This window comes from Leucothrix pacifica (assembly GCF_003172875.1).
Lineage (GTDB): Bacteria > Pseudomonadota > Gammaproteobacteria > Thiotrichales > Thiotrichaceae > Leucothrix > Leucothrix pacifica.
This window is the reverse complement of the sequence record NZ_QGKM01000111.1, coordinates 1-12064: the sequence shown is the minus strand read 5'-3', so window position 1 is coordinate 12064 and position 12064 is coordinate 1. Positions and strand designations below refer to the sequence as shown.

General features: G+C 45.5%; 14 protein-coding genes. 5 read left to right on the top strand and 9 right to left on the bottom strand.

The annotated features are described in order from the left end of the window. The 6 genes from DKW60_RS22465 to DKW60_RS22440 all read right to left on the bottom strand — a co-directional run. The coding region (locus DKW60_RS22465) for a hypothetical protein (protein ID WP_219988886.1) at positions 1-525 on the bottom strand (525 nt) is incomplete at its 3' end. A gap of 62 nt (positions 526-587) precedes the next feature. Next, on the bottom strand, positions 588-1085 hold the full coding sequence (locus DKW60_RS22460) for a DUF11 domain-containing protein (RefSeq protein ID WP_109839897.1): 498 nt from the start codon (positions 1083-1085) through the stop codon (positions 588-590). A gap of 31 nt (positions 1086-1116) precedes the next feature. Next, entirely contained in the window at positions 1117-2124 is a 1008-nt protein-coding gene (locus DKW60_RS22455) for a hypothetical protein (RefSeq protein ID WP_109839896.1), read from the bottom strand. A 213-nt stretch (positions 2125-2337) separates the two neighbouring features. Then, positions 2338-3834, bottom strand: coding sequence for a PhnE/PtxC family ABC transporter permease (locus DKW60_RS22450; RefSeq protein ID WP_109839895.1), 1497 nt, complete (start codon positions 3832-3834; stop codon positions 2338-2340). Positions 3835-3839: 5 nt separating this feature from the next. After that, on the bottom strand, positions 3840-4508 hold the full coding sequence (locus tag DKW60_RS22445) for a phosphonate ABC transporter ATP-binding protein (RefSeq protein ID WP_219988885.1): 669 nt from the start codon (positions 4506-4508) through the stop codon (positions 3840-3842). A gap of 6 nt (positions 4509-4514) precedes the next feature. Next, the gene (locus DKW60_RS22440) at positions 4515-5408 is read right to left on the bottom strand and encodes a putative selenate ABC transporter substrate-binding protein (protein ID WP_109839894.1); all 894 of its coding nucleotides are present in this window, start codon (positions 5406-5408) and stop codon (positions 4515-4517) included. A 213-nt stretch (positions 5409-5621) separates the two neighbouring features. Between DKW60_RS22440 and alkB the strand changes: the two genes are divergently transcribed. Further along, positions 5622-6275, top strand: a complete 654-nt coding sequence (gene alkB, locus DKW60_RS22435) for a DNA oxidative demethylase AlkB (RefSeq protein WP_109839893.1) — start codon at positions 5622-5624, stop codon at positions 6273-6275. Between the two features lie 34 nt (positions 6276-6309). On the opposite strand, the gene DKW60_RS22430 is transcribed toward alkB, so the two are convergent. Both DKW60_RS22430 and DKW60_RS22425 read right to left on the bottom strand, forming a co-directional pair. Then, the gene (locus DKW60_RS22430; RefSeq protein ID WP_109839892.1) at positions 6310-6819 is read right to left on the bottom strand and encodes a YgjP-like metallopeptidase domain-containing protein; all 510 of its coding nucleotides are present in this window, start codon (positions 6817-6819) and stop codon (positions 6310-6312) included. Positions 6820-6867: 48 nt separating this feature from the next. Beyond that, positions 6868-7437: a YceI family protein gene (locus tag DKW60_RS22425; protein ID WP_181389856.1), complete on the bottom strand. Its 570-nt coding sequence runs from the start codon at positions 7435-7437 to the stop codon at positions 6868-6870. Between the two features lie 383 nt (positions 7438-7820). Between DKW60_RS22425 and DKW60_RS22420 the strand changes: the two genes are divergently transcribed. Genes DKW60_RS22420 through DKW60_RS22405 form a run of 4 tightly spaced genes read left to right on the top strand, consistent with a single transcriptional unit; the run spans position 7821 to position 10453 of the window. After that, on the top strand, positions 7821-8186 hold the full coding sequence (locus tag DKW60_RS22420) for a BufA1 family periplasmic bufferin-type metallophore (RefSeq protein WP_109839890.1): 366 nt from the start codon (positions 7821-7823) through the stop codon (positions 8184-8186). A 15-nt stretch (positions 8187-8201) separates the two neighbouring features. After that, on the top strand, positions 8202-9095 hold the full coding sequence (locus DKW60_RS22415) for an MbnB/TglH/ChrH family RiPP precursor modification enzyme (RefSeq protein ID WP_219988884.1): 894 nt from the start codon (positions 8202-8204) through the stop codon (positions 9093-9095). Next, the gene (locus DKW60_RS22410; RefSeq protein WP_109839888.1) at positions 9082-9888 is read left to right on the top strand and encodes an HvfC/BufC family peptide modification chaperone; all 807 of its coding nucleotides are present in this window, start codon (positions 9082-9084) and stop codon (positions 9886-9888) included. The genes DKW60_RS22415 and DKW60_RS22410 overlap by 14 nt, the downstream gene beginning before the upstream one ends. A gap of 34 nt (positions 9889-9922) precedes the next feature. Further along, complete coding sequence (locus DKW60_RS22405) at positions 9923-10453, top strand: DoxX family protein (protein ID WP_109839887.1); 531 nt, start codon at positions 9923-9925, stop codon at positions 10451-10453. Positions 10454-10506: 53 nt separating this feature from the next. Here DKW60_RS22405 and DKW60_RS22400 read toward each other — a convergent pair whose 3' ends face one another. Then, positions 10507-11598 (bottom strand): tetratricopeptide repeat protein, encoded by a 1092-nt coding sequence (locus DKW60_RS22400; RefSeq protein WP_109839886.1) that lies wholly within the window; start codon positions 11596-11598, stop codon positions 10507-10509. Positions 11599-12064 lie beyond the last annotated feature (466 nt).

The window sequence follows — 12064 nt, the reverse complement described above, 5'->3', positions numbered from 1 at the left end:
ACTTTCAATCATAACTCTTGCTGTTTCGTCGATGCCTAATGTCACGGTTGGTGTATCAGCAAGTGTGTTTACTGTTGCGCTTGGAGATACTGTGAATTCACAAGCCTGGGCAGCCTGTGGCGCTGTTGTAGCAGGTGTCGTTCCTGCATCAAAGTCATCACCCGTTAAGTGACTGACGGTAATTTTAAAGTCCTGAACCGAGTTTCCATCATTACTTAATTCATATGTCAGTTTGTTTGCCGTCGCAGTTTTGGGCGAACTAGGACTCACGCCAGACTTCAAATCAGCGTTCTTACCGGTAACCGTTAAGTCAACTTTTTGGTCAACTGTGAACGTTGTCTCGTCATTTCCATTTTCATCTTTACTATCAATTGGCGACTGATCCACACCACCAATTGCATAGCTCAAGGTAGCAGTATTGGAAACAACTGTGCCTGCTTCTGTACCGTCTGCAAAACTGGCTTGGGCGAAAAATAGTGCCGCAAGACTCACGGACAAATGAATAGATTTGTTAAATAATTTCATGGGGGATACCTTTTTTTATTTTTATGGTTTTGTTGTTACTGTTTTATGGGGGTCTTACTAAATCAAAGTAGCTGAGTTTGGAAACTGATTTTCTTCACTTCTGAAGGTAATAAGGAGCCTCTGTACTGCCAGCGTATATGGGTATAATCAGAAGCTTGCGCAGCACGCCATTGACCATCTTTCTGACGAACCTTTAAAGACTGGGCATTCCCCCAAGACTTACCACCATCAGCTGAATAAGTAATGATGAAGTGCTCACCTGTAGCTGTTCCACCCAAATAGCGGGAATGTGCGGGAACAGGGTTGGTGATAACAATCTTGTCAGAAGGCTGTACTCCTTTGTTAGTGATTGTCGTGGTGTACAAAATGCGGTCGCCCGGGGTAATTTCATTAGCCTTGACCGCCTTCAGGTGTTTTTTTCCTTCCTGATCGACAACCTGTACCAGCTCCTGAACTTGAGAAATTACCTCAACCGGTGCCTGTTTAGCCTGAGCACTGCCAAACAACACAGCCATTCCCAGGACACTGCCAGCGATTAGCATTTTATTAATTGATTTCATTTTCGGGGCCTTCTTATTTAAATTATTTTTATTATTCGATGATATACGTTAGCGTATATTCATGTGTAGCCGGTGCGACGATGGTTCCTGGGGTAAAAAAAGCAATCCTTTGCAGATCGTCAAACCATCCGGTGTCACTATCTGAGTGATCCGTTAGGTGAGATCCGTTCATTTTTAATGAATTTAATTTGTAATTCATTGATTCCGGGACTGCATCCTCTATCACCAAGTCATTCGCTGTGCCGCTGCCACTGGCAACCACACGAATTTTGTAAGTCACTTCAGAACCCGGCATTGATAACTCACCACCGTAGGGGTCTGAAATACTAACGATTGACTTTTCAACATCAACCTTAACCGTCGATACAGTGTAGTGACTGCTATCCTGATGTTTCGCATTGTCCTGCGCAATCACGGCTTCAATTCCGCCATCACCACCAGTTGGCAAGCTTCCTCCGGCTAGCTCCAGATTAGCTTTAGTCGTCGCCGCTGTAGACACCAGTGCCACATCACTACGAGACTCGTCTTCTATATCAGCCGGAATGTCACTAACTACATAAACGGTCTCCGATTGATCCGCCGCCAATGGGATTCCACCGCTTGTCGGTACGTATAAAGTATCATCAGCCTGCCAACCCGGTTGGCCATTTGTCTCAATCCAAAGCCCGGTTACCTCTGGCTGGAACTGATCCGGTAAACCCGCCTCAGTCGTCAGTAAAAACGACTCCTGACCATTTCCGGTATTCGTCACCTGATAACTCAGCACAGCATTCTGTGCTGGTGTGGCTGTTCCTATCCCCTGAGGCTCCAGAGCCGATACATTACTGCGAATGAGTTCTGAAACCACAAAACTATGATCTGCTTTTTCAGTGTGTAAAACGTTCGGATCATCACCGACCTGATAACTGACTTCAACATGATTATGGATAGCTGTGCCTGCCGGAGTACCTGCACCCCACGCGTTCATCGTTAGCAAAAACGATGAGGCAAGGTAAACTGCGTTGTAACTTCCGATAGAAGTTTTTAGGGTACGTAACATGATGATTTATTTTTATTATTTTCGTTGATTAATTATAGACTGACAATTATGGCAATTGCTAATTTCTCGAGATCCACGGCGAGCGAACTCACATGAGTCGCAAAAAAAAACACCCAAGTCCGAAATAAGAAAAATACAGGCCTGTTATCTATTAAATACCCCCCCCCTAGAAAAAGGCTGCATTCAGTTAGCCTAAAAAATAAAACAAACCGCTTATCTGATATTTATTGCCTGAGACAGACGAATCCGGTTTCTGATGTATCGGGAAAGACCATCAATCACAATGTTTAATATGGCGGTAATCAGAATTAACACCATCGCACGGTCAAAACGGATTTCCTGAATCGCACTATCAATATAAAAGCCCAAGGTAGCGACACCTAAAATGCCTAATATCGCTGTTTCACGGATGATGACCTCCCATCGGTAAAACAGGAATGCCAGGAATTGCCCATACACTCGGGGAATCAGTTCATAGGTATATCGGTTAATTCCCGTCGGCGCATCCTGACGCAATCGCACATCGTTACTAAACCGCCCCACTAAGTGCCCAATGATACTCGCGTTGTGCAGCACCAATGCAACGATCGCAGGCAGCATCGATGGCCCCCACAGCAGTAGCAAAATAAAGGCGAGAATATACTCAGGGGTCGAGCGCATAACCACCAGAAACACATGCCCCAGTCCCCTACCGACACGTCCAAAAAATTGCTTAGAAATAATGGGAAACAGCCCTAAACTCAACAGCCCCGTTGCAACAAGCGCAATTTGACTCAGCACTAGTGTATTGATAATTCCCGGTAGAGCTTGCGTCATAAACAAGTCAGCAAACCACTGCCATAAGCCAACCAGAGACTCCCCTTTTAAGAGTGGCGAAGGAACAATATCCTGCGTAAAAAAACGGGCTACATTCGCAAATGATATGGTCTGATCATTACTAATCACGAACGGCGCCACACATAAGTAAACAGGGATCAGGCTTGGTCTTAACCAATATTTCAGGCTGGCGATTAAGAGATAAAACAGGATCAACAACGCCCAGACCTGACTGTATTGACCCTCCATAAATGCCGTGCTCAAGCTATAGCCTAAGGTTGGTAATCCCACGAAACCCAACACCGCGCTTGAGCGTAAACCGCACTCCATTCTATATGCGGTATAGGTCTTAAAGTGCTGCCAAAGGTCAGGCAAACGCGCATAGAAAAAAGCCGACACCCACCCTGTCTGATGGCTCAATACGTCGAATGCACTACGGTCACCTTCCTCCAAAATTTCAGCATAAATCTTAGCGAAGGTGGCTGCATAAGGAATAGCCAGCGCCAGTAGACCGGTTAAAGGATGCAAGCCGAATATTTGCAGGAAAATCAGTGCCCAGAACAATTCATGCACTGCCCGCAACAAAGCACACATCATGCGAATCCATCGCCAATGAAACACTAAGGCCAGAAACAAACCACAGACGCTGCCCAAAGCGACACCAAGCATTGCGAACGCCAGTGTTTGCAGCACCGCCAATCCAATATCATCTAATCCTGACATCGAGGGCTGTAACAAACCACTCACTAATCGCCCTAACTCGGCCCAAGGATCAAAGCTTCGAATGCTAATGTCTGCCACAAACAGACACAGCACAGCACTTAGTACAAACAGCCAGCTAACGTTCCAGCGCAGGGAGTGCCTGAAAACAGAGGGAGACTTAATCAGCGCCATCAGGACTACTCACCACCATATAGATGCACTAATTCGTCTGCTGAAATGGTTTCTGAAGCAGCATCTAAAACGATCTTGCCCGCCTCCAAACCAATTATCCGGTCGCAATAGTCCAGTGCTAATGTAGTATCATGCAGCGCAATCACCATTGTCGGGAACTGCTGAGTAAGCGTGGTTAAAATATGGCGAGACTGATGCTCATCTAAAGCCGACACTGGCTCATCAGCCAACAGTAAAGATCCACCTTGGTATAAAGAGCGCGCAATAGCAGTCCGCTGACGTTGTCCACCCGATAACTGCGCCACCGGCTCGAAACACTTATCCGCTAAGCGAATCTTATCGAGAATTGCTCCAACTTCAGAAACACGCGCCGCAAACGGACGCATCAGATTAAGCAGATTGTACCAAGCTGGGTGCTCAGACAATCGCCCCATATAAACATTATGGAATACCGATAGATTCATGACTAACCCATCGTCCTGAGGAATCAGAGCCGTGCCATCTGGCAAGCGCTCATAAATCAGTCGTAGCAGCGTCGACTTGCCCGAGCCACTTCGACCGATCAGCGCAATTTTCTCACCCTGCTCAATCTTCAGATTAATCTGCTGAAGCGCGACACTCTCAGGGTATCTCACTTCAGCATTATCCAATTGAAGTATCAGATTATCTGACACCGCAATTTACTCATCTAACAAGCCAATCGCTTTGGCTGTCTCCTCAATCGCTATGAAGTCCTCATTGCTCGCAGGAATAAAGCGTTTACGAGGGAATGACTCCAATAATGCAGGATCTTTCATATCCAGCAATGCCTGCTGAACCTTGTCCGAAAAACCTTCGCCCCACGTCGCATCCACATCACCACGAATCGTCCACTGGTAATCAGGATAACCTGGTGTACTCCAAATCAGAGAGACCTTATCCGTATCAACCTTTTTCTCAGCAACCATCTTCTCCCAAACTTTATAGTTAACCGCCCCCACTTCGTACGAACCACTTTCAACCAAGGCAACGGTACGTGAGTGATTCCCACTAAAACCAACCGTGCTGAAGCTGTCTTCTGGTGATTTTCCAAGATTTTTACGGATGTGGTATTCCGGCATCAAACGTCCGGAAGTAGAGCCTTTAGAACCAAACGTGAAACGCTTACCTGCAATTTCTTTAGGGAATGCTTCACCGGGCTTGAGGCCTGTACTGTGATGCGCGATAAAGTAAGTGTAAAACTCCGGGTCTTCCTCACCCTGTGCAATCGCTTTAGACCCCGGCGTCAGATTGCGTGCCTGTACGCCCGATAAACCACCAAACCAAGCTAACTGAAGCTGATTATTACGAAAACCAGTCACGGAAGCCGCGTAGGACTTAACGGGTACATACTTCACCGGAATCTCTAATGTCTCTGACAAATAATCTGCTACTTTGCCAAAGCGAGCTTTTAAACTAGACTCATCCTGATCTGGAATTGCAGAGAACACTAATGTTTTTACGTCATCCGCCTGAACGGGCGCAAGAATGACTGAAGTGACAAGGGCTAAGCTTACAACTGTGCGGTTAAATAGCGCACCAATAGATGTATTCATAATGTAGGAACCGTTCCTGATAGTTGGTGGAAAGATAAAAGAGCTGGCATTCTGGTTGAATACGTTTATTTCTACAAGTTACATTCCCGACGTTCCTTATAAATATTATTCATAAGTGTTGAGCGGTCAAAGCTGACGACATCATTGCCTTAAAAGACCTCAGGTATTTCTGTGGCAATGGCTAATCTATAAGAAATACGGTAAAACAAGCTCATGAATTACGACCTATTTGACCTGAGCAATAACGGCGACACCTGGACTGAAGAGATTTGCAAAGATGCCTTAGTGCTGCGCCAATTTGCAGTCGCCCAAGCACCGGAATTAATGCAGGCAGTGACGGAAGTGACCACACAAGCTCCGTTTCGACACATGCAAACACCTGGCGGCTACACCATGTCTGCATCGCTAAGCAGCTGTGGCTCGATGGGATGGGTCAGTGACCGCGTCGGATATCGTTACTCGTCGCATGATCCTCAGAGTAAACAACCATGGCCAGCCATGCCGGAGATTCTGAGCAAGCTAGCAACTGAAGCCGCTGAAGCCGCAGGTTACCACCGCTTTTACCCCGATGCCTGCCTGATAAACCGCTACACCCCAGGCGCAAAAATGTCATTGCATCAGGACAGAAACGAGCGCGACTACGATGCTCCGATTGTATCGGTATCACTGGGCGTTCCGGCGACATTTTTATTCGGTGGAATGCAGCGCGGTGACAAGACAATTAAAGTGCCATTAGCACATGGTGACGTGGTGGTTTGGGGCGGTGAATCGCGATTAAAGTTTCACGGCATTTTACCGATTAAAGCAGGCTACCACTCGCTGACCGGAGAAGACCGGATTAATATTACGTTTCGTGTGGCCGGCTAACCGCTAGCAAAGCACCATAAGAACGCTGAATAAATTACACGTATAAATCACCAAAAAATGCCTGATGCGTCAGATACAAACGTGTATCAAATTCCAACTGGTGATATTCCGGCTCCATATACTGACAGAGCTTATAAAACGCTTTGTTATGCTGTTTCTCTTTGAGATGAGCCAGTTCGTGCACACAAATCATTCGCAGAAATGGGAGCGGCATCTTCTTAAACGCCGCCCCAATACGAATCTCATTTTTAGACTTTAGCTTACCGCCCTGCACTCTTGCGATCTGTGTATGCAGGCCAAGTGCATGATTAATGATATGAATCTTATCATCATAAATCACTTTACTCAGCGACCCGGACTGCTTGAGATATGTGTTTTTCAGATCCAGCACATAAGCGTACAGTGCTTTGTTTGAAGCAAACGAGTGAGCCTCCGGATATCGTTTGCGAAGCACATCACCTAACGTTTCTTGATCGATTAATTGCTGTATCTGATTCAGTAAAGCGGGATCGTAACCATTAAGATATTGTTTGATATCAGGCACTCACAAATTCCTTCAGGCAACCCTGCATAGCGGCATTTAAACTCTAAATTACTTCTGCATATCGTATACCAAGCGGAACGTTACCGGCACTGTTAAATTTATTGACGTTAGCGCAGCCAGTGAACGTAGCGCTTCTATTCCTTTATCCAAACTGAAGTCTGGTGCACTAATTACCAGCGGTGCCAAACTGGAAACTTTAATGCTTTTTCCATCCTGCTCGACAAAGACCTGAGTACTGATTTCCTTATCAACACCATGTAGGTTCAAGGTTGCTGTCAGCATTTGCGAGCCAACCTTCACGCCTTCGCTACCCAGATCCACACTGACTGTCGCATCCGGATATTTATCCGTTTCGAACAGTTGCTTTTGCATTCGCTCGTCGCGGATCGGGTTAGCAGTATCCACACTGGCAAGCTTTATCACCAAACTCGCTTTGCCGCCTTCAGTAATCTCACCACCCAGCATTTTGAACTGATGAACTTCCGATGTGGTTGCATTTTTGACGGTTGCGAAATATATGCTGGACTCCTCTTGATTGAGCGTCCAATTTGCCTGCGCCGTTGCACTGAGTAATCCAGCACTGATTGCTGCGACGATTATCGTAGTACCTTTGAACATCATTCACTCCTTGAATATGTTTAACAAATACTTAATCTTATGCCATATAAAATATTTTACGTCTTAAAATTAATTAATGGAATGGGATTAGCTTCAGCAGCCCCCTGACATCCTGAACAATTAATGTACTTATAGACGACTGACAATGAGTGATACTGCAGAACTGATCATTACCCGCCACCTTTGTGGCAAGACCATTCAATCATTAAAAATTTAAAAAAAATTCTATTTTCCTAAGTCACTAATAATTCTAATAAAAAAATTACCCCAGCAAATCAATTTTCATCTTTGTGAAACTTTTTTTGATCTGAACAAAAAAGTGCTGCGTATAACCCATGACTTCGCATGATGTCCCCAATTAAACTATTAAGGAATTGATTATTATGAAAAAATCTACTAACACAGCTTTAATCGCAGGTGCAGCTCTAGCCGTTTTAACATCAGTATCAACTGCTAAACCAAACGACCAATTACGCATTTCTGCTGATGCATCAGCAAGCCAAAAGCAAAGCTTTAACGCATGGGTTCAAGGTGCAGAAATTTCAGGTCGTAAAGACAAATGCTTCGGTATCGCACTAAGTGCTGAAAACGATTGTGCAGCAGGTCCGGGCACTAGCTGTCAGGGAACCTCAACAGTAGACTTCCAGGGTAACGCATGGACATACGCACCAAAAGGCACATGTGAGCACATTCTGACACCAGAAGGTCCAGCATCTAAAACTGCTCTAGACCGCAACCTACCTAAGTAAGTAATGATGACTCACTTGGCCCAATTTGACGCGAAACAGTTAACGCTCTCTGGTGCAGGGATCAACTTAAAACCCCAGCACTATGAAGCGGCCCTCTCCTTAGCTGATAAAGGTACGCATAACGAAGCCACATCCGGGCTTTGGTTTGAAGTACACACTGAAAATTACTTCGTGCAAGGCGGGCCAAGGCTTCATTATTTACAAGCAATTGCTGATAACTTTCCCCTAAGTTTTCACGGCGTGGCAGGCTCTCTCGGTTCATTTACCGAGAAACCTGCTGAGCTGACAAGTCGCCACTTAGCACAAGTTTCAGGGCTAGTTAAACACTTCAACCCGGTCCTTGTTTCAGAGCACGCTACTTGGTCAACCAGCCAGCACGCCTACTTTGCTGACTTACTGCCACTACCTCGCACACAGCAAGCACTGAATTGCTTATGTGAAGGCATTGAGCGTTATCAGGAAGCGATTGGACGAACTATTCTGATCGAAAACCCAACAAATTATTTAGACTTCATCTCAGAAATGGATGAGGCTGACTTTCTAATGGAAGCTGTGAATCGCACGGGTGCAGGCTTACTCATTGACGTGAATAACCTCTACCTCAGCTATCGCAACACAGCATTAGACCCACAACAATATTTGGCCGCACTAGACCCCGCAAAAGTCGGAGAAATCCACATTGCCGGCTTTGATGCTGATCCAAATTTCCCGGATGATTTATTAATCGACAGCCACGCTGCACCGGTTGATGAAGCTGTCTGGAGTCTGCTTGAAGATGTCCTGAAAATACTCGGCCCTAAGCCGGTGTTATTGGAAAGGGATGATAATGTCCCTGAGTTTGCTGAATTAATGACGGAACGAAACCGCGCTTATTCACTGCTAACGGAGTCTGACTATGCCCTCCAATAATACCTCCCACCGCGATTATCTCAGTGCTTTTGAGGAGTTTTTGCAAACTGGCGAAAACAGCAAACTGGCTTCATTCTTACAAGGGAGTCATCCGGAATCGTTTCTCAGTGTCTACCGAAACGGTTTTATCCGAGCCAGCATATCGGCACTTGAATGTAACTTTCCAACCCTTGTAACACTGTGGGGGGAAGAATACTTTTCCCAGATTGCTGCCGCCTATGTGAATGCTGCACCACCCGCCTCAGCAACCCTTATTGGCTATGGCTTTGAGAATAACCCAGATGCACCGAGCCTAAGTTTTATCGAGTTTTTACAAGGCAACGCTGCTGATTTAATTAAGCAATATCCCTATGTGCCGGATATCTGCCGTTTAGATCAGGCATGGCTGCAAGCATTGAACGCCAACGGGCAGGACTTTTTGAGTCTGGAAAAAGTACAGGAACTCATTGCGCAAGGTGAAGACCTTGGCGAGCTTCCCATAACACTCAATGACTCCGCCCACATCGTAACTCTGGAATTTGACCTCTTCGAACTCTGGGGACAATTACGCTTTGGTGAATTGCCTGATGATCAAGCCATACAACTCAACGCACACAACAATGCCGTTATTTTTTGGCAACGTGAAATGCAAGTGCAAGCTAAACCCTTGTCCGATATTGAATGGATATTTATGCAAAACCTGAGACAGTCCGCCAGTATGGATGTCGCTAGCAATGCCGCACTAGCAGTCGATGAGGACTTTGATATCTCCACCCTATTTGCCGAATTGCTAAACGCACACCTTCTAAAATAAATAACAAGCAACACCCAACCGAGTGAGAACCCCTATGAACGCAATCCAATCCTTCTACATCTCATCCTTTGAATGGCTGAATAAATGGTTTAAACCACTGGCAATGCTAGGTTTACGCTGGCAAATATTTAGCGTGTTCTTTTACTCAGGGCTGGCTAAATGGAACGGCTTTCTTAAACCTGACCCCGGCGTTTATGACTTGTTTTTATATGAATTTTTCTGTCCGGAAGAAGTTCGTCCCGGTGCGCTGCAGCTGTGTGATCCAAACACGCTGGACTATGTCGAAGGCTCATCGATAGTAACGTATATAAAGTACTTTGCCGTCACCGCTGGCGTGCTTGAAATCGTGCTACCGATTCTATTGATTGTAGGCTTATTTACGCGCTTCTCAGCACTTGGCATTCTCTTGATGACTCTGTTTATTCAGCTAGCGGTATTCCCAACATGGTCTCACTGGGTGAACCCAGCTGCATGGTGGGCTGCCGTTGCCGCCGCCTTAATTGTAATCGGCCCTGGTAAACTATCGTTGGATTACTGGTTTGGATTTGAACGGAAAACAAACTAAGCCACATAGAATAAAACCCGGCAAGTCCGGGTTTTATTTTGTCTACGCCATACTTATTGATACAACTTCGCCGCTGCCAAATGACCTCCGGCAATCGCACGTCGCCCCCAAAGCTCAGCACCTTCCGAATCATTTCTGTCACGCAGCATCAACGCTAACTCATACTGAGCTTCAGCCACCCCTTTTCTGGCCGCTCGAAGAAACCAAGTCTCGGCATTAATCAAATCAACCTTTATCAAATCCTGATATCCTGACTGGTAGACCTTCGCCAACAACAGCTGGGACTCCGTAGACCCAGAGTTTGCTGCTTTACTTAAGTACTTAATCGCTTGGCGTGGCATTGGCTCTACACCTTCACCAGCCAAATATTTCAATCCTAGATTTTGCTGAGCATTCACACTGCCCAACTCCGCCGCCGACTCATACCACTCAACCGCCTTTGCCATATCTTGTGCAACCCCATCACCCTTCTCATGCATTAAAGCAAGGTTGTAATGAGCTTCGGCAACATTTTGCATGGCTGCGCGATTAAACCACTTAAACGCAGTTTTAGCACTACGAGAAACGTGCAAGCCTTTCATGTACTCCGTCGCAAGTTGATACTGTGCTTTACCGTGTCCGCTATTAGCCGCATGCTGCAACCAGTAAAATGCCTTACCCGGTTTACTTGGCGCATCGTGAAGTTTTTTCTTCATTAGATTAGCCAACAAGAATTGCGCCTCAATATCCCCCTGATCGGCAATGACTTCAACTACTTCGCGGGCGCGACTTAAGTCATTATTAGGCGTGAACGGACTACTCAATAACAGCGCCAGATTAAAATGTGCATCCCGATAGCCTTTGCGTACCGCCATTTCATAATACTTAATCGCCAGACGCGTATCCTCCTCAACCACCAGCCCAGCCTCATACAGCGAAGCCAGTTCAAACGCCGCTTGCGCATGACCTTTTGAAGCCGCTTTTTCCAGCAATGAAATACCGCGTGTAAACTGATCTTGCTTAATGAGTTCATCGCCCTGAATGAAAAGCTGTTGAGCGATTGGATGCGTTTGAGAAGCGCTGCTTTGCGTCGCAGCAGACATTGAGATACACAATAACAGTCCTGACACGCATAGACGTGCAAGACCTACCTTACTATTAGCCATTTATTAAACCCCAAATTATTTTTTGTTTTCAAAAATTCTACATCAGTTGCACCGGAACAACAAACCGATACAGCCAGAAAAAGGGAATCATTACCCAAGATTCATAAGAATTTAATGTTGGGAAGCTGTTGAAAGATAAGAGAATAAACCCGGCTAATCCGGGTCTATATAGAAATTGGCGGCACCCTGTCTGGTGGCTGCCAGACACACTGCGGGACATTTTTTAAATTGCCTAATTGGGGTAGACAGTAGTGGCAGTGCCCTTTTTTGGTGGATGCCTTTGAATATCTTAATTAAAATAGTAACTCATTGAATTAATTTAAGAAAAACAAGATTTTCTATCTAATCAGAGTGACTTAATTTATAACGAATAAAATGGCAATTTAGATGCATGTACGAGAGACATTCGTTTTACCCAAGAAATCATAGGGAGCTGTCATAACCTTCTAGTAGTCTAAAAATTTAG

What these genes read in the sequence shown, in the direction of transcription:
- DKW60_RS22460 (WP_109839897.1), bottom strand. Translation starts at nt 1,085, where the DNA reads ATGAAATCAATTAATAAAATGCTAATCGCTGGCAGTGTCCTGGGAATG.
- DKW60_RS22455 (WP_109839896.1), bottom strand. Translation starts at nt 2,124, where the DNA reads ATGTTACGTACCCTAAAAACTTCTATCGGAAGTTACAACGCAGTTTAC.
- DKW60_RS22450 (WP_109839895.1), bottom strand. Translation starts at nt 3,834, where the DNA reads ATGGCGCTGATTAAGTCTCCCTCTGTTTTCAGGCACTCCCTGCGCTGG.
- DKW60_RS22440 (WP_109839894.1), bottom strand. Translation starts at nt 5,408, where the DNA reads ATGAATACATCTATTGGTGCGCTATTTAACCGCACAGTTGTAAGCTTA.
- alkB (WP_109839893.1), top strand. Translation starts at nt 5,622, where the DNA reads ATGAATTACGACCTATTTGACCTGAGCAATAACGGCGACACCTGGACT.
- DKW60_RS22425 (WP_181389856.1), bottom strand. Translation starts at nt 7,437, where the DNA reads ATGTTCAAAGGTACTACGATAATCGTCGCAGCAATCAGTGCTGGATTA.
- DKW60_RS22420 (WP_109839890.1), top strand. Translation starts at nt 7,821, where the DNA reads ATGAAAAAATCTACTAACACAGCTTTAATCGCAGGTGCAGCTCTAGCC.
- DKW60_RS22410 (WP_109839888.1), top strand. Translation starts at nt 9,082, where the DNA reads ATGCCCTCCAATAATACCTCCCACCGCGATTATCTCAGTGCTTTTGAG.
- DKW60_RS22405 (WP_109839887.1), top strand. Translation starts at nt 9,923, where the DNA reads ATGAACGCAATCCAATCCTTCTACATCTCATCCTTTGAATGGCTGAAT.
- DKW60_RS22400 (WP_109839886.1), bottom strand. Translation starts at nt 11,598, where the DNA reads ATGGCTAATAGTAAGGTAGGTCTTGCACGTCTATGCGTGTCAGGACTG.